Source organism: Streptomyces sp. MP131-18 (genome assembly GCF_001984575.1).
In the GTDB taxonomy this organism is placed as follows: domain Bacteria; phylum Actinomycetota; class Actinomycetes; order Streptomycetales; family Streptomycetaceae; genus Streptomyces; species Streptomyces johnsoniae.
In genome coordinates, this window is record NZ_LZNS01000001.1 from 5,825,284 (window position 1) to 5,849,561 (window position 24,278).

The 24,278-nt window shown below is 73.7% G+C and carries 24 protein-coding genes and 1 pseudogene; 7 read left to right on the plus strand and 18 right to left on the minus strand.

The genetic code is table 11. The features are described 5' to 3' along the window. The first annotated feature begins 109 nt into the window (after nt 1-109). The 4 genes from STBA_RS26285 to STBA_RS26300 all read left to right on the plus strand — a co-directional run bounded on the left by STBA_RS26285 (nt 110) and on the right by STBA_RS26300 (nt 4,056). Nucleotides 110-1,396, plus strand: coding sequence for a histidine kinase (locus STBA_RS26285; RefSeq protein WP_077061580.1), 1,287 nt, complete (start codon nt 110-112; stop codon nt 1,394-1,396). Then, a complete protein-coding gene (locus STBA_RS26290; protein WP_077063614.1) occupies nt 1,393-2,055 on the plus strand; it encodes a response regulator transcription factor in 663 nt (220 codons plus the stop codon). Before STBA_RS26285 ends, STBA_RS26290 begins: the two co-directional genes overlap by 4 nt. Nucleotides 2,056-2,567: 512 nt before the next feature. Then, the gene (locus STBA_RS26295; protein ID WP_077061581.1) at nt 2,568-3,218 is read left to right on the plus strand and encodes a DUF4360 domain-containing protein; all 651 of its coding nucleotides are present in this window, start codon (nt 2,568-2,570) and stop codon (nt 3,216-3,218) included. A gap of 172 nt (nt 3,219-3,390) precedes the next feature. Beyond that, nucleotides 3,391-4,056 (plus strand): DUF4360 domain-containing protein, encoded by a 666-nt coding sequence (locus STBA_RS26300; protein WP_077061582.1) that lies wholly within the window; start codon nt 3,391-3,393, stop codon nt 4,054-4,056. Nucleotides 4,057-4,318: 262 nt separating this feature from the next. Here STBA_RS26300 and STBA_RS26310 read toward each other — a convergent pair whose 3' ends face one another. From STBA_RS26310 to STBA_RS26370, 13 genes are all read right to left on the minus strand, one after another. Then, a complete protein-coding gene (locus STBA_RS26310) occupies nt 4,319-5,155 on the minus strand; it encodes an aldolase/citrate lyase family protein (RefSeq protein ID WP_077061584.1) in 837 nt (278 codons plus the stop codon). Next, entirely contained in the window at nt 5,152-6,345 is a 1,194-nt protein-coding gene (locus STBA_RS26315; protein ID WP_366510888.1) for a CoA transferase, read from the minus strand. Before STBA_RS26315 ends, STBA_RS26310 begins: the two co-directional genes overlap by 4 nt. Nucleotides 6,346-6,359: 14 nt before the next feature. Continuing rightward, nucleotides 6,360-7,352 carry a ribokinase gene (locus STBA_RS26320; protein WP_079252181.1) on the minus strand — a complete coding sequence of 331 codons (993 nt, stop codon included), beginning with the start codon at nt 7,350-7,352 and terminating at the stop codon, nt 6,360-6,362. Further along, nucleotides 7,349-8,782 carry an ADP-ribosylglycohydrolase family protein gene (locus STBA_RS26325; RefSeq protein ID WP_077061586.1) on the minus strand — a complete coding sequence of 478 codons (1,434 nt, stop codon included), beginning with the start codon at nt 8,780-8,782 and terminating at the stop codon, nt 7,349-7,351. Before STBA_RS26325 ends, STBA_RS26320 begins: the two co-directional genes overlap by 4 nt. Further along, nucleotides 8,782-9,954 (minus strand): ADP-ribosylglycohydrolase family protein, encoded by a 1,173-nt coding sequence (locus tag STBA_RS26330; RefSeq protein WP_077061587.1) that lies wholly within the window; start codon nt 9,952-9,954, stop codon nt 8,782-8,784. Before STBA_RS26330 ends, STBA_RS26325 begins: the two co-directional genes overlap by 1 nt. Further along, nucleotides 9,951-11,153 carry an ADP-ribosylglycohydrolase family protein gene (locus STBA_RS26335; protein WP_077061588.1) on the minus strand — a complete coding sequence of 401 codons (1,203 nt, stop codon included), beginning with the start codon at nt 11,151-11,153 and terminating at the stop codon, nt 9,951-9,953. Before STBA_RS26335 ends, STBA_RS26330 begins: the two co-directional genes overlap by 4 nt. 127 nt (nt 11,154-11,280) lie before the next feature. Next, on the minus strand, nt 11,281-12,381 hold the full coding sequence (locus tag STBA_RS26340; protein WP_077061589.1) for an ADP-ribosylglycohydrolase family protein: 1,101 nt from the start codon (nt 12,379-12,381) through the stop codon (nt 11,281-11,283). 58 nt (nt 12,382-12,439) lie between these two features. After that, complete coding sequence (locus STBA_RS26345) at nt 12,440-13,768, minus strand: sugar ABC transporter substrate-binding protein (protein ID WP_077061590.1); 1,329 nt, start codon at nt 13,766-13,768, stop codon at nt 12,440-12,442. Continuing rightward, nucleotides 13,768-14,646, minus strand: coding sequence for a carbohydrate ABC transporter permease (locus tag STBA_RS26350; protein WP_079252182.1), 879 nt, complete (start codon nt 14,644-14,646; stop codon nt 13,768-13,770). The genes STBA_RS26345 and STBA_RS26350 overlap by 1 nt, the downstream gene beginning before the upstream one ends. A gap of 136 nt (nt 14,647-14,782) precedes the next feature. Beyond that, nucleotides 14,783-15,742 (minus strand): sugar ABC transporter permease, encoded by a 960-nt coding sequence (locus tag STBA_RS26355; RefSeq protein ID WP_077061591.1) that lies wholly within the window; start codon nt 15,740-15,742, stop codon nt 14,783-14,785. Next, complete coding sequence (locus STBA_RS26360; RefSeq protein WP_077061592.1) at nt 15,739-16,785, minus strand: LacI family DNA-binding transcriptional regulator; 1,047 nt, start codon at nt 16,783-16,785, stop codon at nt 15,739-15,741. The genes STBA_RS26355 and STBA_RS26360 overlap by 4 nt, the downstream gene beginning before the upstream one ends. Before the next feature lie 228 nt (nt 16,786-17,013). Further along, nucleotides 17,014-17,649 (minus strand): hypothetical protein, encoded by a 636-nt coding sequence (locus STBA_RS26365; protein WP_077061593.1) that lies wholly within the window; start codon nt 17,647-17,649, stop codon nt 17,014-17,016. 288 nt (nt 17,650-17,937) lie between these two features. Next, on the minus strand, nt 17,938-19,371 hold the full coding sequence (locus tag STBA_RS26370; RefSeq protein WP_171987794.1) for an amidase: 1,434 nt from the start codon (nt 19,369-19,371) through the stop codon (nt 17,938-17,940). A gap of 118 nt (nt 19,372-19,489) precedes the next feature. On the opposite strand from STBA_RS26370, the gene STBA_RS26375 reads away from it, so the two are divergent. Then, nucleotides 19,490-20,113, plus strand: a complete 624-nt coding sequence (locus tag STBA_RS26375; RefSeq protein WP_077061594.1) for a TetR/AcrR family transcriptional regulator — start codon at nt 19,490-19,492, stop codon at nt 20,111-20,113. Nucleotides 20,114-20,258: 145 nt separating this feature from the next. Then, on the plus strand, nt 20,259-21,074 hold the full coding sequence (locus tag STBA_RS26380; RefSeq protein ID WP_077061595.1) for a putative protein N(5)-glutamine methyltransferase: 816 nt from the start codon (nt 20,259-20,261) through the stop codon (nt 21,072-21,074). A gap of 132 nt (nt 21,075-21,206) precedes the next feature. Here the strand turns inward: STBA_RS26380 and STBA_RS26385 are convergent, their stop codons facing one another. The 5 genes and pseudogenes from STBA_RS26385 to STBA_RS39020 all read right to left on the minus strand — a co-directional run. Next, nucleotides 21,207-21,668 (minus strand): PPC domain-containing DNA-binding protein, encoded by a 462-nt coding sequence (locus STBA_RS26385; protein ID WP_077061596.1) that lies wholly within the window; start codon nt 21,666-21,668, stop codon nt 21,207-21,209. Between the two features lie 6 nt (nt 21,669-21,674). Further along, the gene (locus STBA_RS26390; protein ID WP_077061597.1) at nt 21,675-22,208 is read right to left on the minus strand and encodes a ferritin-like domain-containing protein; all 534 of its coding nucleotides are present in this window, start codon (nt 22,206-22,208) and stop codon (nt 21,675-21,677) included. A 158-nt stretch (nt 22,209-22,366) separates the two neighbouring features. After that, the gene (locus STBA_RS26395; protein WP_077061598.1) at nt 22,367-22,849 is read right to left on the minus strand and encodes a hypothetical protein; all 483 of its coding nucleotides are present in this window, start codon (nt 22,847-22,849) and stop codon (nt 22,367-22,369) included. A 168-nt stretch (nt 22,850-23,017) separates the two neighbouring features. Then, entirely contained in the window at nt 23,018-23,686 is a 669-nt protein-coding gene (locus STBA_RS26400; protein ID WP_077061599.1) for a YdcF family protein, read from the minus strand. Nucleotides 23,687-23,702: 16 nt separating this feature from the next. Beyond that, nucleotides 23,703-24,057, minus strand: a pseudogene (locus STBA_RS39020) (hypothetical protein); the annotation flags it as partial. A 65-nt stretch (nt 24,058-24,122) separates the two neighbouring features. On the opposite strand from STBA_RS39020, the gene STBA_RS39330 reads away from it, so the two are divergent. Then, nucleotides 24,123-24,248 carry a hypothetical protein gene (locus tag STBA_RS39330; protein ID WP_290443909.1) on the plus strand — a complete coding sequence of 42 codons (126 nt, stop codon included), beginning with the start codon at nt 24,123-24,125 and terminating at the stop codon, nt 24,246-24,248. Nucleotides 24,249-24,278 lie beyond the last annotated feature (30 nt).

A 24,278-nucleotide genomic window follows, 5' to 3' on the forward strand; every position in this document is an offset into this window, starting at 1 on the left:
CGGCCTCCCGGCGGAGGCCCGTCTCCTCCTGGGGGAGTACGGGCGGCGGCCGGGAAGCGGTTACTGTCGGGACGCGGAGCGGGCGAAAGGAGCGCGCGGGGGAGGACCGATGAACACGCGGCTGGCACGAGCACTCGGCAATCGGTTCGGTCCCGTGCGCCTCATTCCGTTGCTGATCGCAGTCGGTTACCTGCTGTTCGTTCAGCGAACGGACCCGACCACCGGTGACTGGCTGGTCACGCTGGCCGCGGGCGTGGTGTTCCTGCCGGGCGGCGTCTGGCCGCTCGCTGTCACCTGCGGCGAGGCAGCGCTCGTCGTCGCCGCCCAGCCGCTGGCCGACGCCACCCCCGTCGCCGTGAAGGTGCTCGCCAGCCTCGCCCTGCTGGAACTCGCGGTCCGCCGCCCCCTCCGCGTCGCCGCCATCGGCACCGCCGCCGTCGCCTGCGCCTACCTCGCCGTCATCGGCGAGCACGAAAAGGCCGACGGCGTCCTGGCCGTCGGCTACCGCATCGTGTGCGTCACCGCGGCCCCGGTGCTCCTGGGCGCCTATCTGCGCGCCGCCGCCCGGGCCCTGGCCCAGGCCAGGGCCCGGGCCGAGGAGGCCGAGGCGCGCCGCGCCCTGGAGGCGCGCGGCGCCCGCCTCGCCGAACGCACCGAGCTGGCCCGCGAACTGCACGACCTCGTGGCCCACCACGTCGCCTCGATCGCGTTGCGCGTCGGGGTCGCGCGCGCCGTGCTGCCCGGCCTCGACCCCAAAGTGGGCGCCGTCCTGGACGACGTGCACGCCTCCGCCGGCACGGCCCTGACCGACCTGCGGCGCATGGTCGGCGTGCTGCGCGACCCCGCCGCGGTGCAGGACGCCCCCGGCTCGCTGCTGGCCGGGCCCGACGAACTCCCGGCCGCGGTCGCCACCGTGGTGCACCGCAGCACGCAGGCGGGCCTCGACGCGGAGTGCCACGTCGACCCGGACGTGGCGCGGCTCGACGCGGTCCGCGGGCTCGTCGTGCTGCGCGTCGTGCAGGAGGGGCTGACCAACACGGCCAAGCACGCCGGGGCGGGCGCGCGGGCGCACGTCTCGGTCTCCCTCGCGCACGGTGAGCTGGCCATCGAGGTGCGGGACGAGGGCGGCGCCCCCGCGGGGGAGGCCGCGAAGCCGGTGCCGGGGGCCGGGCCCGGCTACGGCCTGACCGGTCTGCGCGAACGCGTCGGGCTCGTGGGCGGCACCCTGACCGCGGCCCCGCACGGCCGCGGCTGGCGTCTGCGTGCCACGTTCCCCGCGGGGCTCGCCGAGCGGGAGCCGTGTCCCGTGCCGCCGGGGGAGCGCGGCGCCGCGGCGGTCACCGCGGGCGGGACGGCGGGCGGGACGGCGGGCGGGACGGTGGAGGGGACGCCGTGATCGCGACCCTGCTCGTCGACGACCAGCGGCTGGTCCGGGCGGGGTTGCGGATGCTCTGCGAATCCACCACGGACATCCGTATCGTCGGCGAGGCCGCCACCGGCGCCGAGGCCGTGCGGCGATGCGATGCGGTGCGGCCGGACGTGGTGCTCATGGACCTGCGCATGCCGGGCATGGACGGAACGACGGCGACCCGCCGCATCCTCCAGGCCCGGCCGGCGACCCGGATCGTCGTGCTGACGACGTTCGACGACGACGACCACCTGTACCCGGCGCTGGCCGCGGGCGCCTGCGGCTTCCTCGCCAAGGACGCGGCCCCCGACGAACTGCTCGACGCCGTGCGGCAGGCCGCGGGCGGCGGCAGCCCGTTCAGCAATGCCGTGCTCCAGCGGCTGGTCACGCGGGCCACCGGCTCGTGGACGCCCCGGCCCGCCGCGGCACCGGCGGGCGAGGACCTGACCGCCCGGGAGCGCGAGGTGCTGGCCCACGTGGGCGACGGGCTGTCCAACGCCGAGATCGCCGCGCGTATCCATGTCGGCCTCACCACCGTGAAGACCCACATCGCCAGCCTGATGCGGAAGACGGGCAGCGCGACCCGGGTCCACCTCGCCGTCTTCGCGGTGCGCAACGGCTTCGCGCCGCCCGGCCCCTGCGCCTGACCGCGGCGGTCCGGAGGAGGGCGCCCGTGTCGACGTGAAGTACCCCTTGCCGTCGCAGTCCCCGGGCGCGCGCCGCGGGGTGCGAACGGCCCGCACGTGCCCGTTCCGGCGTGCCGCCGATCCGTTCCTCTACATTTCCACCCGGAATGCCACCTGCCCGTGGGCGAGTATCGGCCTGGCTTGTTGAATGCGGTCCCGCATCTACCGCGACCGGAAAGGAAGCCCTACGCTGGGAGCGCTCCCACTCGTGGGGGCGCGGGACCCCGAGGGACAGTCTGCGCGGGACAGCGCGGTCGCCTTTCGTTCCCGGCAGGAAAGAGCCGAATTCCCCCGGTTGCTCCCCCTGCGGTCGGCTGTTCAACGACCGTGATCCCTTGTCGAGCGACCTCGCGCCGCCCTGCCCCACAAAGAGCCAGGGTGCCCCAGGGGGCGTTTCGTCTCCCGCTTTCCCTCAGTCGTGTGCGGTGCAGGAGTGTGTCCCGTGCCGCCCTTGAATGACCGATTGGAGAACCATGTCTGGTGTTCTCGCCGCCGGCGGGGCCGCCGTGGCGTTATTCGCCTCGACGCTTTCCGCCCAGGGTGCGCCGGCGGTTTCCGACGCGCCGCAGGAAAGAATCGAAATCAGCATCCAGACCATCAACGGGTCCGGCTGCCCGGCCGGTTCCGCCGCGGTCGCCGCTTCCGCGGACAACACCGCGTTCACCGTGACCTACAGCGACTACATCGCGCAGGTCGGGGCCGGGGCGCAGCCGACCGACTTCAGGAAGAACTGCCAGCTCAACCTCAACGTGCAGATCCCGCAGGGCTTCACCTATGCCGTCGCGGGCGTGGACTACCGCGGGTACGCGTATCTGTCCGACGGGGCCTCCGCGCTCCAGAAGGCGCAGTACTACTTCCAGGGCTCGTCCGAAACGGCCTCGCAGAGCACCGGATTCAGCGGCCCCTACGACGACAACTGGCAGACCTCGGACAGGACCGAAGTCGCCGAGCTCATCTATGCGCCCTGCGGCGAACAGCGGAACTTCAACATCAATACGGAACTGCGCGTCAGCGCCGGCAACTCCGATCCGCGGCAGAGCACGAGCTTCATCGCCATGGACTCGACGGACGGCGCGGTGAGCACGACGTATCACCTCAGATGGAAGGAATGCCCGAGCAGCTGATCCGGGCCGTCCACCGCGAACGGGCCGCGCGTCACGGGCCCGGGAAACCGGTGCTCCCGCGTCTCGGCCGCCGAGCTGCCGGGGCGCGGGAGCATCAGCTCAATTCAGCACGGACCGCGCGGGGACATTGCCGTGCCCTCGCGAGAGTCCGCAGACGATCGATTGGAGAACCATGCCCGGTGCACTGGTCATTGGCAGCGCCGTCGTGGCATTACTGACCACGACGCCCTCCTCTCACATCGCGACCCCACCCTACTTCCTCGACGCGCCGACCGACAGAATGGTCATCGAGGTCGTCACGGTCAACGGGTCCGGCTGCCCGGCGGGAACGGCCGCGGTGGCCGTCTCGGAGGACAACACGGCGTTCACGGTGACCTACAGCGAATACCTGGCCCAGGTGGGTATCGGTGCCGGTCCGACCGACTTCAGGAAGAACTGCCAGCTCAACCTGGCCATCCGGGTGCCGCAGGGCTTCACGTACGCCGTCGCCAGCGTCGACTACCGCGGGTACGCCTATCTGGCAGAGGGCGCCTCGGCCACGCAGAGGGCGCAGTACTACTTCCAGGGCTCACCGGAGACGGACCAGTTCACGCACACCTTCGCCGGCGCCTACGACGACAACTGGGCGGCGAACGACGTGACCGACATCGAGGCGCTCGTCTGGGCGCCCTGCGGCGAGCTGCGGAACTTCAACGTCAACACCGAACTGCGCGTCGGCGCGGGGACGTCGAACCCGCAGGAGACCACCAGCTTCATCGCCATGGATTCCACGGACGGTGACGTCAACACCACCTATCAACTCGCCTGGAAGGAGTGCCCGGAAGTCCCCGAGGACTAGCCGACGGGGGCGGGGTGCCGGGCCGCGCACGCGGCCCGGCACCCCGCCCCCACTCGCTCGCACTGGCCGTGGTTCCGCGGGTGCTGACCGACCTGTTGAGCGACCAGGACCCGGCCGCGTCCGGGCGGGTCATGAAGGCCATGCTCGGCATGGGCAAGCTCGACATCCAGGCGCTGCGGGAGGCACATGCCGGCTGATCCGCGGGCGGGGCCGCGCCCCCCGTCGCCGAGGTGCGCGGGTCCCGGGGTGAGCCGTCCCGCGGTCAGACGCCTTGCGGGCAGCGGCGCGCCAGGGCCAGGGTGCGGTGCGCCCCGGCCACGACGGCCGCGTCCACGAAGCGGCCGTCCGGCAGGGCCAGGGCCCCCGCCTCGGTGGCCGCCGCCCTGACGACCTCGGTGGCCGCGGCCACCTCGGCCGGGGTCGGCAGGTACGCCTCCTCGATGACCGGGAGCTGCCGCGGGTGGATCGCGGTCCGCCCGAGGAAGCCCAGGGCACGGCCCGCCGCGCAGGACCGGGCGAGACCCTCGGTGTCGCGTACGTCCGGGAAGACGGACTGCGGCGGCGGGGCCAGGCCCGCCGCGCGGGCCGCCACGACGGCCCGGCTGCGCGGCCACGCGAGTCCGGCATCTCCGGTCACGCCCAGGTCGGCGCGCAGATCGGCCTCGCCGAGCGCGATGCCCGTGACCGCCGGGTGCGCGGTGGCGACCGCGTAGGCGTGCTCCACGCCCAGCGCGTTCTCCAGCAGCGCGTACAGCGGGGGGACGCGGGCGCCGGTCCAGGCGGCGACGCGGCGGATGCCGGCGGGCCCGGTCACCTTGGGCAGGCGCAGCGCACCGAGTCCGGGGAGCGGGGCCAGACGCCGCACCTCCGTCTCCGCGAGCGGCCCGTCGAGCGCGTTGACACGGACGTGCACCGGCACCGGGGGCGGCGTGGCGAGCAGGTCGGCGGTGGCGTCCAGCGCGTAGCGCTTGCGGTCGGGCGCGACGGCGTCCTCCAGGTCGACGAGCACCACGTCCGCACCGGAGGCCAGCGCCTTGGCGACCACCGCGGGCCGGTCGCCCGGGGCGTAGAGCCACGTCAGGCAGTCGGCGGCCGTCACAGGGCACCGTCCGCGCGCAGTGCGGCGATCTCCTGTGCGCTCAGGCCGAGTCCGGACAGGATGTCGTCGGTGTCGGCGCCGTGCGGGCGGCCCGCCCACTTCACGGCGCCCGGCGTCTCGGAGAGGCGGAAGAGGACGTTCTGCATCCGCACCCGGCCCAGCTCCTCGTCCTCGACCTCGGTGATGGAGCCGAGCGCCCGGTACTGCTCGTCCGCGAGCACGTCGCGGATGTCGTAGACCGGCGCGATCGCCGCCTCCGCCTTCTCGAAGGCGGCGATCACCTCGGCCCGGTCGTGGCGCCCGATCCACGCGCCGACGGCCTCGTCCAGCTCGTCGGCGTGCCGGGCCCGGCCGGAGCCGGTGGCGAACCAGTCCTGGTCGATCACGTCCGGTCGGCCGACGAGCCGCATCACGCGTTCGGCGATGGACTGGGCGGAGGTGGACACGGCGACCCACGAGCCGTCGGCGGTGCGGTAGGTGTTGCGCGGCGCGTTGTTCGCCGAGCGGTTCCCCGTGCGCTGCTGCACGTAGCCGAGCTGGTCGTACCAGATCGGCTGCGGGCCGAGGACGGTCAGCATCGGCTCGATGATGGCCATGTCGACGACCTGGCCGTGCCCGGTGCGGTCCCGTCCGGCCAGCGCCGTCATCACGGCGTAGGCCGTGGACAGCGCGGCGATGGAGTCGGCGAGGCCGAACGGCGGCAGCGTCGGCGGTCCGTCCGGCTCGCCGGTGATCGCGGCGAAGCCGCTCATCGCCTCGGCCAGGGTGCCGAAGCCGGGGCGCCGCGCGTACGGGCCGACCTGGCCGAAGCCGGTGACACGCGCGAGGACCAGCCGCGGATTGGCCGCGGACAGCTCGGGCCAGCCGAGCTGCCAGCGCTCCAGCGTGCCGGGCCGGAAGTTCTCGATGACGACGTCGGCTTCGGCGGCCAGCCGCAGCAGAACGTCCCGGCCGCCGGGCGTCGACAGGTCGAGGGTGACGTTCCGCTTGTTGCGGCCCAGCAGCTTCCACCACAGGCCGACGCCGTCCTTGCTCGGGCCGTGGCCGCGGGAGGGGTCGGGCTTGCGCGGGTGCTCCACCTTGATCACTTCGGCGCCGAAGTCGCCGAGCATCGTCGCGGCGAGCGGCCCGGCGAAGAGAGTGGCCAGGTCGAGGACTTTCAGGCCCTCCAGAGGTGCGTGGCTGTTCATCGTGGTTCCCCGGCTCATCGTGGTTCCCCGGTTCGTTGGGCTTCTCCGGCGGGTGGAGCGTTCTCCCGGTGCTGCCCGGTCCGCGCCGCGGCTGCCGCGTGCGCGCCGTACCCGGCGTCGATCTCCCCGCGGTCCGGCATGGAGGAGGAGGCGCCCGCCCGCTGCACCGCAAGGGCGGCGGCCGTCGCGGCCCAGGCCATCGCCTCCGGCATCGGCCGCCCCTCGCCGTGCGCCACGGCGAGCGCGCCGACGAACGTGTCCCCGGCGGCCGTGGTGTCCACCGCGCGCGCCGGTACGGCGGGCACCGTCACCGGTTCGCCGCCGCGCGCCACGTACAGGCTGCCCGCGGCGCCCAGGGTGACGACCACCTCGGGCACGTCGTCCAGGAACGCGAGGGCGGCGCGGCGCGGGTCGTCGATTCCGGTGAGCGCCGCGGCCTCGTGCTCGTTGGGCACCAGCAGGTCGGTCAGGGCGAGGAGTTCGGCGGGCAGCGGCTGCGCGGGCGCCGGGGTCAGGACGGTCCGCACCCCGTGCGCGCGGGCCGCGCGGGCGCCGGCGAGCACGCCCTCCATCGGCAGTTCGAGCTGGAGCAGCAGCGCGTCGGCGGCGCCGATACGTTCCTCGTCGCCCGGGGCGAGGCCGGTGACGGTGGCGTTCGCGCCGGGCACGACGACGATCGAATTGCCGCCGTCGTCGTCGACGACGATGTGCGCGGTGCCGCTCGGTCCCGCCACGGTGCGCAGCGCCTCGACGGACACGTCCGCCCCGGCGAGCGCGGCGCGCAGCCGCGGGCCGAAGTCGTCCTCGCCGACCGCGCCGATCATGGTGACCGCGCCCCCGGCGCGGGCCGCGGCGATGGCCTGGTTGGTGCCCTTGCCGCCGGGCACGGTTCTGAACTCGCGGCCGAACACGGTCTCGCCGCGGCGCGGCGCGGCCGGCACGTAGGCGACCAGGTCCATGTTGGTGGAGCCGAGGACCGTGAGGGCCGTCGTGCGGCTGGTCGTCATGCGGATGCCTCCCGGGTGAGCGTGGCCAGTGCGTCGAAGCCGATGCCGTCGAAGCCGGCGACCGAGGTCGCCAGCCGGTTCTTCAGCGGCGCGGTCCACCGGCCGGGAATCGCCTCCGGCGACCCGGCCAGCAGGCCCGCCACCGAGCCGGCCGTCGCGCCGTTGGAGTCGGTGTCCCAGCCGCCGGACACCGTCCGGCAGATCGACGCGGTGAAGTCGCCGTCCGCGTGCGTGAGTGCGGCGGCGAGCAGCGCCGCGTTCGGCAGGACGTGCACCCAGTGGTACGCGCCGAACTCGGCGTGCAGCACGTCCACGACGGCGTCGAACTCAGCCGCGGCCGGCCGGGCGCGCGCCGCGTCGATCCCCGCGCGGACGGCGTGCGCGTACCGGGAGCCCGGCGGCACCACCGCGAGCCCGGCGCGCAGGCAGGCGTGCACGTCGGCCGCCCCGCCCGCCGCGGCGGCGACGGCCGCGGCGGCGAACATCTCCCCGTACACGCCGTTCGCGGTGTGCGTGAGCACCGCGTCGCGGTGGGCGAGCGCCGCGGCGGTGCCGGGATCGCCTGGGTGGGTCCAGCCGAAGATGTCGCCGCGGATCTGCGCTCCGATCCATTCGCGGAACGGGTTGCGGTACGCGGCCGTCAGCGGCGGCTCGATACCGTCGAGCAGATTGCGGTAGGCGACGCGTTCCGCGGTGAACGTGCGGCCCGCGGGCAGCTCGTCCAGCCACAGGCGGGCCACGTCCGCCGAGGTGAAGTCCCGCCCGTACCGCCGGAGCAGCAGCAGGCCGAGCAGCGGGTAGTTCAGGTCGTCGTCCTCGGGCGCGCCGTCGATGGTCTCGGCGAGCGAGGTGGCGCGGGAGCGGCGGTTCCACGGGTGGGCCGCGGCCACCTCGGGCGGCAGCCCCACCTCGGTGAACCAGTCGTCGAGCGGCCAGTTGCCGACGGCCCGCCCCAGCGCCCTGATCCCGGCCAGGGTGATCTTCTCGACCGGCTTGCCCAGCACGCACCCCGCGGCCCGCCCGAGCCAGCCGGCGTGCAGCCGTTCCACCGGAGCCGGAGCCGGAGCCGGAGCCGGAGCCGGAGCCGGGGCGCGGTGCGGGGCCGAGGCGCGGGGCGGCTCCGGCCAGTCCTGGCAGGCGGCCCTGATCTCCGCGAGCCCGGTCGGCTCCGCCCCGGCCAGCGGCGATGGCAGTGCGGCGAGTTCGTCCAGGAGGTCGCAGGCCAGCGCCCGCAGCCCGGGCGCCGCGGGCGCGGGGGAGGCGCCCGCGCGTTCGGGCGCGAGCCGCCCGCCCGCGGCCAGCCAGCGTTCCCTGACCGCGGCGGCGTCCCGCCCGTCCTGCTCCGCCTGGCGCAGCTCGTGCCCGAGCAGGTCCTCGGGCTGCACCCACGTCAGCCGCACCGCGTCGGCGGCGTCCTGCGGGCCGCTCATCAGGCGCCCGCGATCGCGCCGAACAGCGCCTCGTGCGCGCGGCGGCGTTCGAGATCGCGCGCGAACACCTCGCGCGTCACCGCGGAGAGCGCCGCCGCGGGGGCGCGCAGGTCCAGCTTGCTGGCCTGCGCGATCTCGTCGCTCCACTCGGCGGGCACGGCCCGTTCCCCGTGCAGCGCGCCGACGATGGCGCCGCTCATCGTGGCGATCGAGTCGCAGTCGCGCCCGTAGTTGACCGCGCCGAGCACCGTGTGCCGGTAGTCGCCGCGCCCGACCAGCAGCATGCCGAGCGCGACCGGCAGCTCCTCGATGGCGTGCAGCCGCGAGGGTCGGCGCGCCCCGAGCGAGGGGTTGCGGTACTCGGGCCCGACGGTGTCGAACGGGGCGACGGCTTCGCGCAGCGGCACGAGCGCCTCCTCGAAGTCGTCGTAGCGGGCGGCCACCGAGCACACCGCGTCGATCGCGGCGCGCGTGCCGTCCTTGGCGAGGGCCAGTGCATCCGCCACGACGGACGCGGGCGTCGCGCCCGGCTTGAACGCGGCGGCCACCGCCGCCGCGAACACCCCGGCGGCCTCCCGCCCGTAGCTGGACTGGTGCGCGCCGGCCACGTCCAGCGCCTCCGCGTAAGCGGCCCGCGGATTCCCGGCGTTGACGGCGCCGACCGGCGCCATGTACATCGCCGCGCCGCAGTTGACGATGTTGCCGACGCCCGCCTCGCGCGGGTCGACGTGCCCGTAGTGGATGCGCGCCACGATCCATTTCTCCGCGAGGAAGATGCGTTGCAGCGGCAGGGCCTCCGCGCCGAGTTCGGGAATCCAGCGGGGGGTCGTGATGAGGTCCGGCACCAGGTGGTCGGCGACCGCGTACGCGTCGAGGTGGTCGCGCACCCGCTCGTACACCCGCACCAGGGCATGCGTCATGAGCGTGTCGTCGGTGACGTGCCCGTCACCCTTGTGGTAGGGCGCGATGGGCCGGGCGGTACGCCAGTTGTCCCGGTGGAACGGCTCGACGATGCCGCGCACCCGGCCGCCGTGCCGTTCGACGATGGCCTCGGGTGTCCAGCCCTCGACCGGTCCGCCGAGGGCGTCGCCCACGGCCGCGCCCACCAGCGCGCCGGCCGTGCGGTCTTCCAGCGACGAGGGCGGTGCGGTCGGTGTCTGCGTCGTCGTCATGCGAGGGGTCCTTCCGAGGAGGCCGTGAGGGGGGTTCGGGTGAGCTGCTCGGCGAGGTCGACGAGGTCGAGGCCGGCCAGCCGCGGCAGGGCGCAGCCCGCCAGCGTGCGGCAGGCGTCGCGCCACGTGGCGGGCAGCGCGTCCGCGCCGCCGACGACGCCGGTCAGCGCCCCGGCCAGGGCAGGCGCCGAGTCGGCCACGCGGGAGAGGCAGGCCGCGGTGGGCACGGCCTCGGTGACGGCGCCCGCGGCTGCGGTGGCCACCGCGAGTGCGACGGGAACGGTTTCGGCCGCGGCGATGCCGTAGCTGTAGACGTGGTCGACGATTTCGTGTTCCAGCACGGGCACCAGCGCGAACGCGTTGCCCGGCAGCCCTGGCCGCGCGGCCACCGCGGCGCGGCCGAGTTCGACGGCGTGCAGCGCGTTGCGGCGGATCTCGCTGCCCTCGGGCAGCTGCCGAAGCGCCGCGTCGACGCACTCGTCCACCGGCAGGCCGCCGAGCCCCGCGGCGACGGCGGCGGCCATGGCACGGGCGCCGTGCACGCCGTCGCCGTCCTGCGTGTAGCGGGCGTCGAACTCGGCCAGGTCGGCCGCCGCCTCCGGCTCGTCCGGGTGGACGACGGCGAGCACGGCCGCCCGCACGCAGGCCGCGTCGTCGAAGTAGTGCGGGTTGTCGTGGCCGGTGGCGGGCGGGCGCAGGCCGGCCGCCAGGTTGCCGAGCCCGGCGCGCACCGAAATGCGCGCGCGCAGCGGGATGTCGGCCGACTCGATCTCGTCGGCGCGGTCGGCCGCGGCGGCCACCTCGTCGGCGAGCGAGTTCCACGCCAGCGCGAGCGCGGAGCGCACCCGCTGCCCGGCGGGCAGGTCGCTGCCCCCCGCGGCCGTCGCGGACAGCACGGACTGCGCGGTGAACGCCGCCCACTCCGCGTCGTCGGAGGGGCCGAGGCGCAGCGGCTCGGGCGGCTGGTTGAGCGCTATGGGAACGGGCAGGGTGGTGGTCGCGTTCTGCTCGGCGAACGTGTCGAGTTCGCGGGTCAGCCGCCTGGTCCAGTCCGGCAGCCGGGCGGCGCGGTGGCGCCCCGACGGCCAGCCGGCGGCGTCCCCCGCGGCGATGCCGAGCAGCAGTCCCTCGATGCGCCGGGGGCCGTTCGCGGCGACGGGCCCTCCGAGAGCGGGTTCGGTCGCGGTGGGCGGGGTCATCTCCGGTGTCCTTCGGTGCGTCGTGGCGTGCGGATGGTCCTGCGGGCGGCGGGCCGGGCGTCGGGCCGGTTGCCCGACCGGTTGCCCGACCGGTTGCCGGGCCGGTCGGCGCGGCCCCGGGGAACGGTCATGCCGCGGCCCCCTCGTGGCCGTCGGGCGGCGGCGTGAGCCGGTCGGCGACGTCCAGGATGTGCATGCCGGCCATCGAGGGCAGGCAGCTGCCCCGCACCGGGCCGATCGCCTTCGCCCACTCGGCGGGGATCGCGCCCTCGCCGCGCAGCGCACCCGACAGGGCGCCCGCGACGGCGGCGGTGGTGTCGGCGTCGCGGCCCATGTTCACCGCCATGGGCACCGCCTCGGCGAGCTCGCCGCGGGCCGCCACGAAGGCACCGAACGCGAGCCCCACCGCCTCGGGCGCCAGGTCCGTCCACGGGTAGCCGCCGATGACCGTGGCCGAACGGACGGTCCGTTCCACCGACAGCTGCGTGGCCTGCGGGTCGCGCCGCGCCCTGCGGGCCGCGGACACCGCCCGGTGCAGGGAACGCGCGGTCCACGAGTCCTCCGGAACCACGGAGAGCGCGGCCTGCACCACCGCGTCCGGGTTGTGGCCGACCATCGCCGCCGCGACACCGGCCGCGACCGCCTGCCCGCCGTAGATGCCCTCCCCGTCGTGTGAAACCGTTCCGTCGATCGACACCAGCCGCGCCGCCTCGGCCGGCCTGCCCGCCGCGAACACCCCGAACGGCGCCGCCCGCATCGCGAGGCCGTCGCTCCACGCGTGCCGGTGCTGCGCCGAAATCGGCGCGGCGAGCCCGCGCCGCAGGTTCTCCAGCGTGCCGCGCTCACTGAACCCGGCGCCGCGGAACGGGCCCTCGTCCCGGTCCGCGATCCACTCGTGCCACGCCGACTCCACATGCCCCACGGTCAGCGCGGAGCCGTGCTCGGCGAGCAGCAGACCGGAAAAGATCGCGTACTCGGTGTCGTCCGTCCCGGCGGGGTCGTCCGACACGAAGCCCTCGATGCGGCCCCACCGCTCCCTGATCTGCGACGGTTTCATGTTCTCCGCGGGGGCGCCCAGCGCGTCGCCGACCGCGAGCCCGAGCAGCGCGCCCCTGGCCCGGTCCCTGGGCACCGCCGGGGCCTGCGGCTGCTGGAGCGGCACCGTGCGGAGCCGCCGTGATCTGTCCGTGCCGTCCGGTTCCTGACGTGGGGCGGGGTCGGGGCTCATCGTGTTCTCGTGCTCTTTTCTTCCGTTGTCGTGCGGGCCCGTGCGTCACACGGGCAGGTCAGCGCTGGTAGCGGTCGAGGACCCGGTTTCCGTCGTCCCGGAGCCGCCCGCGCAGCTCGGACAGGCCGAACGCGCCGCTGTAGAACTCCTGGAACGCGGGGGTGGCGATCTTGTCCTTCCACTCCGGGTAGCCGCGGACGCCGAGCACCGGCGAGGGCCGCAGGTGCGCGGCCAGCTCGACGCCGGTGCGCCAGCCGTGCTCCGCCGTGTTCAGTGACGGATCGGCCAGGGCCGTTTCGCTGGTCGGCAGCATCCAGTCGCCGCGGGCGAGGTCCATGGCGTGCTCGGCGCGCGTGAGGTGGGCGATGAAGTCGGCGGCGGCCTGCTGGTCCTCGGCGTCCTCGGCGACGGACAGCGTCTGCGGCGCGACGCCCTGCGCGAGGCCGTCCTCGCCGCCGCCGGACGGCATCGGCAGCACGCTCCACTCGAAGTCGTCGGGCGCCTGCTGGTCCACCTGCTGGCGGAAGGAGAAGTTGAGCGGCAGCATCGCGTAGCGGTCGGCGAAGAAGCCGGGCAGGGTGTCGGAGCCCGACATGCCCAGGCTGCTGCGCGGCGCGGTGCCGTCCTCGTTGACCTGCCGGCTGATCAGCTCGGCGACCGCCGACTCGTCGTCGCCGAAGCGGATCACGTTCTCGCCGTCCTCGCGGTCGAAGATCCGGCCGCCGGTGGACAGCGAAAGGTTCACCGACTGGGTGACCGGCTCCTTCATCGACCAGGCGACGCCGTACGTGTCGGTGTCCCCGTCGCCGTCCGTGTCCCGGGTCAGGTCCGCGCTGACCTCCTCGAACTCGTCCCAGGTCCACGGGTCCTCCGGTGTGGGGACGCGTACCCCGGCCTCCTCCAGCAGCCGCGTGTTGGCCACCAGGACGCGCGGCTCCTGGAGGAACGGCACCCCGTAGGTGCCGCCCTCGTACGCCGTGGTGTCCCACGCCTGCTGCGGGATGTCCTCGACCAGCGATTCGGGCAGCAGTCCCGTCAGGTCGGCGAGGTAGCCGCCGTTCGCGAAGTCGGTGAGGTCGGAGGCGTCGTTGTGGATGATGTCCGGCGCCTCGCCGCCCATGAACGAGGTCAGCAGCTGGTCGTGGATGTTGTCCCAGGAGCCCTGGACGTAGCGCACCTGAACGTCGGGGTTGGCCTCGTTCCACTCGTCGACGAGCGCCTGGTAGGCCGTCACGGACTCGGCCTGCCAGGCGAGGCTGAGGAAGTCGAGCGTGACCGTGCCGTCGGCCGCGTCGTCGCCGTTGCCGCAGCCGGCGAGCACCGCGAGGCAGAGGGCGAGGGCGGCGGCGGTTCCGGCGCGCAGGGTCCGCCGGTGGAGGGCGCGCATCAGCCTTTCACCGACCCGGCGAGCATGCCGTTCACCAGCCGCCGCTGGAGCAGCGCGAAGAACAGCAGACTGGGGAGGGTGGCGAGGAAGGAGGCGGCGGCCAGCGGGCCCAGGTCCGCGACGCCCTCCGCGCCGACGAAGTGGGTGAGGATCACGGACATCGTCTGCCTCTCGGGGGACTTGAGCAGGACCAGGGCGAAGAAGAATTCGTTCCACGCGGTGACGAACGAGAACATCAGCGTCGCGACCAGGCCGGGCGTCAGCAGTGGCAGCACGACGCCGGTGAGGACGCGGAGACGGCTCGCGCCGTCGACGGCGGCGGCCTCCTCCAGGGACAGCGGCACCGCCTTGACGTAGCCCTGGAGCATCCACAGCGAGAACGGCAGGTTCCACACCACGTACACCAGGACCAGGCCGGGCAGGGAGTTGATCATCTGGAGGTTCTTCAGCACCAGGAACAGCGGAATGATGATCAGCACGAGCGGGAACATCTGGCTGACCAGAATCCACACCGTCCCGGCCTTGCTGACCCGCGAGCGGTAGCGGACCATCACGTACGCGGCCGGCACGGCTATCGTCACGGCGATCAGCGCGGCGCTGCCGGCCACCAGCAGGCTGTTGAGCGCCGAACGCGCCAGCGGATGCGCGTCGAACGCGATGCGGTAGTTCTCCAGGCTCGGCTCGCGCGGAATCCACGTCGGGTCGATGGAGCCCAGCTCCTGCGGCGACTTGAAGGACGTCGACAGCAGCCACAGCAGCGGAAAGGCCAGGAAGACCAGGTAGCAGAGCAGCGCCGCGTACTGCCCGAACCGCCCGGCGGCCCGCCCGGCCCGCCGCCCACGGGGAACGGGCGGCGCGGGGGAGAAGGTGCGGCTCATCGGTTCTCCCCCATCACTCGTCCGCCCGAGCGGACCGTCGTCGTCCGCGGCCCGGCAGCCGCGGAGGTGTGGCTCGGGTGGTGTTCGCCCGAGCGGACCGTCGTCGTCCGCGGCCCGGCAGCCGCGCGTGCGTCGCTCACTCGGAGTCCTCCTTCAGGCGGTTCCGCAGGAACACGGCGAGCAGCACGGCGATGACCGCGACCATCACCAGGCCCATCGCCGCCGCATAGCCGAACTGGCCGTACTTGAACGCCTCCTCGTACGCGAACAGCATCGGCAGCCGGGTCTGGCTGCCGGGCCCGCCCTGGGTGAGCACGTACACCAGGCCGAAGGAGTTGAAGTTCCAGATGAAGTTGAGCGCCGTGATCGCGAGGACCACCGGCCGCAGCGCGGGCCAGGTCACCGTCGTGAAGCGGCGCCACAGACCCGCGCCGTCTATGTGCGCCGCCTCGCGCAGCTCGTGCGGCACGTTCTGGAGGCCCGCCAGCAGGACCACGGTGGTCTGCGGCATCCCGGCCCAGATGCCGACGACGATGACGGCGGGGAGCGCGAGCGACATGTTGGTGAGCCAGTCGACGTTCTCGCCGATGAGGCCGAGCTGCGACAGCGTCTTGTTGAGGATGCCCGCGTCCTGGTGGTAGACGAGCCGCCACATGATGCCCACGACCACCTCGGGCATCGCCCACGGCACCAGCGCCAGCGTCCTGGCCAGCCAGCGGAAGCGCAGGTTCTGGTTCAGCAGCAGCGCGAGGCCGAGGGCGAGCACGAACTGGAGCGTGGTCACGCAGACCGCCCACACCAGGCCGACGCGGAACGACTCCCAGAACAGCGAGTCGTGCCGCAGGTCGGTGAAGTTGAGCAGGCCGACGAACTCGGCCGACTCGGTGCGGCCCGCCTGCTCGTCGGTGAACGCCAGGGCCACGCCGTACAGCAGCGGGCCCGCGCTCAGCACGAGTATCGGGATCAGCGCGGGGAGCAGCAGGAACCACGCCCCCCGGTCGAGTCCGAGCGCCCGTTTGCGTCCGGCCGGTGTTCTGGGCGGCGGGGTGCCGCGGTTGCCCGGGACGGCCTTGGCCCGGCGGGCGGTGAGACTCATGCGGTCCTCGTTATGGGGGAGTCGGTCGTCGGCGCGGTCGAGGCGCGCACGACGAGGCGGGGCGGGGCGGTGGAGGTACGCGGCGGGGGAGCGGTCCCGGTGCCGCCGCGCGTTTCGAGGCGGTCGAGCAGCAGCTCGGCGGCGCGCCGACCGCGTGTCGACGAGCCGAGGTCGACGCTGGTCAGCGGCGGCCACCCGGCTTGCGCGAGGGCGCTGTCGTCCATGCCCGCGACCGCGATGTCCTCGGGTATGCGCACGCCGCGCGCTAGCAGCGCGTGCGCCGCGCCGAGCGCGAGCTGGTCGTTGGCGCAGAACAGCGCGTCGGGCCGGGCGGGCAGCAGCCGCCGGACGGCGGCGGCACCGGAGTCGATGCCGAAGTCGGTGTGGACGACGAGGGCCTCGTCGTGGGGCAGGCCGCATGCGGTGAGCGCGGTGCGGTAGCCCAGGTCGCGGTTGTGTCCCGGGACGGTATCGGACGGTCCGTTGATGAACGCGATGCGGCGCCGGCCGGTGCGGAACAGGTGAGCCACCGCCATGGCGGACCCGGCGACGGAGTCGGCCCGGACGCTGTCCACGGGCACGCCGTCGGGCAGCGAGCCGATGACGACGACCGGCCCGGCGGCGGTGGTCAGGGCCTCGATGTGCTCGTCGGTGATGCGGATGGGGCACAGGATGAGCCCGTCGCTGGTGCGGTCGCCGAGGCTGTGCAGCACGGCGAGTTCGTCCTCGGCGACGGCATCGGTCGAGTGCAGCAGCAGCCGGTAGCCGGCGGCCTTGGTGACGGCCTGGATGGCGCGGACCATCGCCACGTACACCGGGTTGCCGATGTCGGGCATGGCGAACGTGAGCTGCCTGGTCCTGCCGTCCTTCAGCGAACGGGCCACCGCGTTGGGCACGTAGCCCAGCTCGGCGGCGGCGCGCCGGACGCGTTCGACCGTGTCGCGGCGCGCGCCCTGGCCGTTGAGGACCCGGGAGACCGATGCGATGGAGACGCCCGCGCGTGCCGCGATCGACACGATGGTCGGCTGGCCGCCGTTCGGCATCCCAATTGTCCTTTTCCTTGACGAACTTCGGTTTGTTGTAAACGTTTCCAGCTGCTGGAATCGTTTACAGATGTTGCGGGGAGGTTTCCCGTCCCGTCAAGAGGGCCGCGTCTGTGATCCCCGTCTCCGCCCGCGCCCCGGCATGCCGACGGGGCGGCGGCGGTGCTTCCGCACCGCGCAGCCGCCCCGTGGTCCGACCGGGCCGTTGTCCGACCGGGCCGTTCGGCGTCAGAAGTTGTTCTGCGCGCCCGGGAGGCTCTGCAACATCTCCTGGAGCTCGGTGATCTCGGCCTCGCTGAAGCCGCCGCCCAGCGCGTTGTAGTAGGTCTGGCTGGCGCCGGAGGACCAGGTGACCTGCATGGTGCTGCCGTCGACGGTGTAGGTGGCCTCCATGTCGGTCCACTCGCTGTCGCCGTAGAGGTCGCACGAGTCGAGGCTGATGGTGCCGTTCGTGATGGTGCCCTCGCAGACGTCGCCCTCCTGGCCGAAGTCCTCGTAGAACGTGACCGTGTCGTCGCCGCTGGTGATCTCCAGGTTGGCGTCGTCGATCGTGGTGCCGGTGTACCAGTCGCCCGCGACGTCGCCGCCGATGCTGCCGCCGCCGCCCGAACCCCCGGTGTCCCCGCCGGCGATGTCGCCGGGAAGCTCCTCGCCCGGGGTCTCTTCCGGGGTTTCCTCCGGGGTTTCCTCCGGGGTCTCGCCGCCGGTCTCTCCTTCGGAGGCCCCGCCCTCGGTTTCCTCCTGGCCACCGTCCCCGGGGTTCGGGCCGTCGAACGGCGACTCTTCGTCGCTGTTGCAGCCGGTGAGAGCCAGGGCCGTCGCGGCTGCGACGGCGGGCAGGACGAGTCGTATGGACCTACGCATGGAGTGTTCCCCTCGTACATGTGCTTGTTCCCGGCAGGCTATCCCCGGCGCGGGAGGGGCGGGACATAGTGTTACGAACCAATCGCAATTGGCGTCGGACTGAGACGTATGTGCGACCCCTGACCGGTGACGCTACCGCTTCGACGGCCGGTCGGCAGACGTGGTCCGGCGTTCGGGACCGTTCCGGTACATGGCGCCGGTGGCGGTCCCCGGCCGCGCGAGTGCCCCGCGGCGGCCGGGGACCGTCAACCGGCGTGCGGCCCGCGCCCGTTCACGATTCGCAACCGTTCATCCGCGCTGCGCCGCGCTGCGCCGGGTCGGGTCGATCGGGGTGAGGGGGCCGACGTGCCGTTCGACGGCCTCGGCGGCGTCGAGGCACAGATCCTCGCGGTAGGCGCGGCCGATGATCTGCACGCCGATCGGCAGCCCGTCCGCCACCCCGGCCGGAACGGCGACGGCGGGGACCCCGGCGAGGCTGGTCGCCGAGCACAGCCGCATCGCGGTGCCCACCCGTTCGTGGCCCGCCGCGTCCCGCGACTCGATGCCGGGCTCGACGGGCGGCTCGGTGAACACCGGCGCGAGCAGCAGCGGATAGGTGTCGAGGAACTCCGACCAGGCGCGCTTGAGGCCGAGCAGTACCCCGGTCAGCCGCAGGTATTCCGCCACGTCGACGGGGTTCGTCCTGGCCAGGGACATCTCGATGTAGCGGTGCCCGCCCTCGCCGAGCAGGGTGCGCACGGTGGGCCAGGACGGCGCGAACTCCGTCATCAGCAGGCTGCCGTAGGTCTCGACCGCCTCCGCGAGGCGCGGCACGTCCGGCACCTCGGTCACGGCGTACCCGGCCTCGGCCAGCGCCCCGGCCGCGGTGCGCACCGCCTCCCGCACCGCCGGGTGAACGCCGAGCCCGCCCGGGTCGGTGACGACGGCGACCCGCGCGGGTCCTGGCAGCGGCGCGCCTTCGAAGGGGACGGGAACGGCCCGCGGGTCGCGCGGGTCGGTACCGGCCAGCACCCGGCAGGCGGCGCGCAGGTCGCCGACGCGGCGGGCCAGCGGGCCGTCCACCACGAACAGCTGGGCGCCGAGCGGCGGATCGTCCGGGCCGATGCGGTGGTCGGCGGGGAAGCGGCCGTACGTCGGCTTCAGCCCGGCGACCCCGCAGAACGACGCGGGCACCCTGACCGAGCCGCCCGCGTCGTTGCCGAGTCCGAGCGCGGTCATCCCGGTGGCCACGGCCGCGCCGTCGCCGCCGCTGCTGCCGCCCGGAGTGACGCCCGGGTCCCAGGGGTTGACGGTGTCGCCGAAGAGCTCGCTGCTGGTGTGCATGCCCGCGAGGGTGAGGGTGGGCATGTTGGTGTGCCCGACGGGGACGGCGCCCGCGGCGCGGAGGCGGGCGACCGGCGGGGCGTCGGACCTGGCCACCAGGCCGCGCAGCCGCTGCGCGCCGTGCGTGGTCGGCACGCCGCCGATGCCGATGCTTTCCTTCACCGTGAACGGCACCCCGGCCAGCGGCCCCGTCTCCTCCCCGGCGGCGCGGCGGCGGTCGATCCCGGCCGCGTCCGCGCGGGCCCGGTCGGCGAGCGGCTGGGTGATCGCGTTCACCTCGGGGTTGACCGCCTCGATCCGTTGCAGGTGGCTGCCGACCAGCTCGGCGGCGGACACCTCGCCCGAACGCACCAGCTCCGCCTGCTCGGTGGCCGACCGGGCCCATAGCGCATTTTCCATGATTCGAACCTCGTTCCGATGCAAGTGCATCGCATCCTAGAGGGCTTCCGATACAGTTGCATCGAAATAACGGTCCCGGTAGCGGGCCGAGGGAAACGAGGGGAAACGAGGGGGCACGGTGCCACGGCAGATCGACCACGAGGCCAGACGCCACCTGATCGCGGACGCGGTCTGCGCACTGGCCGACGAACACGGCTTCGAAGGCGTCACGTTGCGGGACGTCGCCGCCCGCGCCGGGGTCTCCATGGGCGCCGTGCAGCGCTGCTTCCGCACCAAGGAGGAGATGCTGCGCTTCGCGCTCGACCACGTCGGCCGCCGCGTCCTCGCCCGCATCCGCACCGGCGGCGACGGAAGCGACGGCGGCGACGGCAGCGGCGGCGATGGCGCGGCGGAAACGTTGGCCAGGGCCGCCGTGGAAACCGCGCTGCTGCGCGGCGAACAGCGCGCCGAGGCGCGGGTCTGGCTGGCGTTCGTCGCCCAGGCCGCCGTCAGCCCGCCGCTCGCCGCGGTGCTGCGGGAGGCGTACACCGGCCTGACGGACATGCTCGCCCGGCTGGTCGCCGCGGCCGGCGGCGCCGATCCGGTGCGCGAGGCACAGACCCTCCTCGCCCTCGCCGACGGCCTCACCACCCACGTCCTCGTCGGGCACCTCACCCCCGCCGCCGCCCGCGCCGCCCTCGAAGCCCACCTGGCGCGGCTCACCGCGGTACGGGCGCCGGGGGGCCGCGGCGGCCTCGGGTAAAGTGGCCATCCGTTCGTCAGACGTCCTGTTCCGGGAGGTGAGCCCCATTACTGCCAGGTCGGTCCGGGTGCTTCCGTCCCGCCCCGCGCGGTCGCCCGCGCGCAGGTGAACGGCGGAGCGCCCTTCGGTTCCCCGGAAGGCCCTCATGTCCGTTCCCCCGTCCCCTTCTTCTGCCCTCTCTTCCTCCCCCTCCCGCATCGCCGCGCGGCTGCGCGCCGCGGGCTGCGTCTTCGCGGAGGACGAGGCGCGCATCCTCCTGTCCACCGCCGGCTCGCCCGACCACCTCGCCGCCATGGTGGAGCGGCGGGTCGCGGGACTGCCCCTCGAACAGGTCGTCGGCTGGGCCGAGTTCTGCGGCCTGCGCGTCGCCGTCGGCCCCGGCGTCTTCGTGCCGAGGCGCCGCACCGAATTCCTCGCCCGGCAGGCCGCCGCCCTGTCCGCGCCCGGTTCGGTCGTCCTCGACCTGTGCTGCGGCTCCGGCGCGGTCGGCGCCGCGCTGGCCGCGGCCGTGCCCGGCATCCTCCTGCACGCCGCGGACTCGGACCCGGCCGCCACCGCGTGCGCCCGCCGCAATGTCGCCGCCGCGGGCGGCCAGGTGTACGAGGGCGATCTGTACGCCCCGCTGCCCGCCGCACTGTGCGGCCGGATCGACGTGCTGGTCGCCAACACCCCCTACGTGCCGACCGGCGAGGTCGGCCTGCTGCCCCCCGAGGCCCGCGACCACGAGCCGCGCGCGGCGCTCGACGGCGGCGCGGACGGCCTCGCGGTGCTGCGGCGGGTGACGGCGGGCGCGCCCCGCTGGCTGGCACCCGGCGGCCACCTGCTGGTGGAGACGAGCGAACGGCAGGCCGTCGGCGCCGTGGCCGCCGCCCGGCAGGCCGGCCTCACGGCCCGCGTGCTCGACGACGCGGGCCGCCACGCGACCGTCGTGGTGGCCCACCGCCCGGCCGCGGGAACGTGAGCCGGGCGGGCCGTTCCCCGGGCCCGGCCGCGCTCTGGTTCGCCGCGGTTCCGCTCGGCGGCGGTTCCCGCGCCGGGACGCTGCCCGCCCGGCCGCCGGGGGAGTGCACCGGCCCGGCAGCGGAACGGCCGGTCAGGTCGCGCCGGGGGGCGAGGACGCGTCGAGGGCGATCAGTGCGAGGCCGGTCTGCGGGTCGACGCGCTTGCGCAGGTGGGTGGGCGTCTCGGTGACGACCACCTCCATCGTCGGGAAGACGACCGCCCGCTGGAGGTGGCCGCCGAGCGCGGTGGAGTCCCGGCGGCCGAGCACCAGGTGCGCGTGCAGGGCCGGGACGTCGTCGTGGATGGCGATGTCCCCGATGAGCGACAGCACTTCCGTCTGCTCGTCGATGTGCGTGCTGCGGTAGCCGAGGAGTTCCGGGTCGAAGTAGCCGAGCTTCGCTTCCCGGCAGCCGCCGACGGCCGTCAGTGCCGCGCCCGTCACCCGCTGCTCGGCGGCGAACGCCGAGATCTCCGCGTACGCCTCGTCGCCCTTCGCGAGGACGAGGACGAACGTCCGCAGCCCGCCGTGCTCGTGCACCAGCCTGCTGTTCACCGCGGGTCACATCCCCAGCAGATCCACGAGGTCGTCGGCATGCTCTTCCTCCTCTTCCAGGATCGACTCCAGCAGCCGCCGCGTGGTGGGGTCGTGGTCGCCGAGCCAGCGGATGATCTCCTGGTACGTCGAGATCACGATGCGTTCGGCGTACAGGTTGTTGCGCAGCATCTCCTTCAGATCGCCGTCGTCCGGCGTGGTGTAGTCGGTGTGCGCGCGGGCATGCAGCGTCGCCGGGTCGAAGTCGGGGTCGCCGCCGAGCTGCGAGACGCGTTCGGCCGCGCGCAGCGCGTGGTCCATCTCCTCCTTGGCGTGCTCGGTGAACTCCGCGGACACCTGAGCCCGGTCGATTCCCGTCGCCGCGATCGCGTGCCGCGTGTACCGCAGCCAGCACACCACCTCCGTGGCGATCACGTCGTTGAGAATGGCGATCACCCGGTCCTTGTCCACGCCGTAGGTGTCCGTCACCGGGCCGGCTTCCATCCGCCGCCGCGCCTCGTCGCGAATCCTGGTCACGTCGACGACGAAATCGTCCGTCATGCTGCTCTCCCCTTCGTGCCGGTGGTCGGGTCGCGAAGCGCCAAGTGGCCGCGCCCTTCTCGGTTCACGGACGGTAAGCAGCAGGCCGTTGAGGGGACCGACCGGCACGCCGGACGTCCCCGGCGGCGCCCCCCAATGGCCGAACGGGCCGCGGCGCCTCAGCCGCGGGCGGCGCCCTCCGGCCACACCACGTCCACGGGAAGGCCCGCGTCACGCGCGGCGCGCACCACGTCGGCGGTCCCGCCCTTACCACTCGGCGGCGAGCCGTCCCACACCGCTACGAGCCGGTCGGCGCGCCGCAGCAGCTCCTCGCCCGCGGCCTCGTACGCCGCCCGGTCGGCTCGTTCCAACGGCATCGTGACCACCTCGTGCGCGGCTCCCACCAGCCGGTCGAACTGCTCGGCCTGCTCGGGCTTCACCTTGCGCGCCCGGTAGTCACGCGACGGAATCACCAGGACCAGCCGCCCACCGGCCGCCACCACGGCCTCGGCAAACAGACTGTCCGCACCCGCCGCGACACAGGAGACACCGACAAGCCCGGCGGCCGGGTAGCCGCCCAACAAGTCGCGCAGCGCAGCGGCCACCAGCGGAACGGTTGCCTCGGTCAGATCCAGGTGGCCGGTGACAGCGATGATCGGCATGGGAGTCCTCGTCTACGCGCCGATGGTCAGGTGGAGAGTAGCTCGCGGCGGCGGTACCGCGCCTCCAGGACCGCGGCCATGGGCCCTGGTCCTGCGGTCGGCTGCCCAGATGCCGGTCGAAGGCATCCAGGCTGGTGGAACGCGCACAATCCGCCCGGTTCCGGCAGGTCACGAGGCGATGAGGCGGCTGGTGAAGCCGTTGCGGATGAGGGATTCGTACGCGGCATGCACGTCCTCCGGGACCTCCTGCTCGATGGCGAATCCGAGCCTCGGATACTCGATGACCCGCTGTAGATCGCCGACGAGCATGTCCAGAACGAGCTTCTCGTCGCCGATGGACTTCACGTAGTCGTCGAACTCCAGCGGCTCCGACGCGCAGAGGACCTCGACGTCGGGCCACAACTTGCGGGCGGTCGCGAACGATCGCCTTTCCATATACGGCTTGGAGACCAGCAGTACCGACTTCGGGGTGATGCCGGCGGCGGCGAGGACCTCACGGGAAAGGGTGATGTTCTGCCCGGTGTTCGTCGCGTTCGGTTCCAGCAGGATCGCCTCGGCAGGGACGCCGAGGTCGATGGCGTGCTCGCGGAAGTGGACGGCTTCCCCGCGCGGGAAGACCTCGGCGGTGGTGGGGCTGTTGCCGCCGGTGAACACCAGGGTCGGGAAGAGCCCGGAGCGATACAGCTCGGCGGAGTGGGCGGCGACGCCGAGGTCGTGGCTGCCCAGCCCGATTGCCACGTTGACGGGCCGCAGCTCGTGCCGCATCTGGTGGTAGTCCCAGATCAGCTTGGCCTGGCGCCACTGGTCCCCGGTGATCCCCTGCTGGTCGTTGCTCACGCGATCTTCTCCCTGGTCACCGTTGCCGGAGGCCGGTCGGCCCCTCGTTCGTGGCCTTGATGCCCTCGATGCTGCGCAGTTGGTGCACGAGTCCGTACTGCGCGGCCACCTGGGCGGCCTGGGCGAGGACGAGAAGTCCATCATCCCGGGTCGCCGCATCGGAGAGCAGGATGTGGCCATGAGCGGTATCCAGTCGCACGCGTTGCATCGGTGAGTCCGTGGTCCCGCTGCTGCGGGCGATGTCGATGAAGTGCAGGGCCTGGGTGAGGTCGTCGGCGCCGCGGCGGGCGAGGGCGGGCGAGGGCGAGTTTCTGGTGGGCCACCGACCAGTCATCCGGTTCGGTGAGGTCTTCGAAGTCGCGGGTCGCGGCCGTGCACTCCGTGCGGCGCGGGGATCAGATCATGGTCGGGGGGGCAGGCGTTCACCGTCCACGACATGGCGGCGCTCGGGCTCGGGCGCAAGCGGCTCGTGTTCGGCTCGGGCGAGTCGTTCGTCATGACCCGCACCACGGTCCTGTGGGCCGCCCGCCGGGTCGACCCCCGCCGACGACAGCGCCACTGACTCCCGCCCCGGCGCTCTCGCCTGGACAGC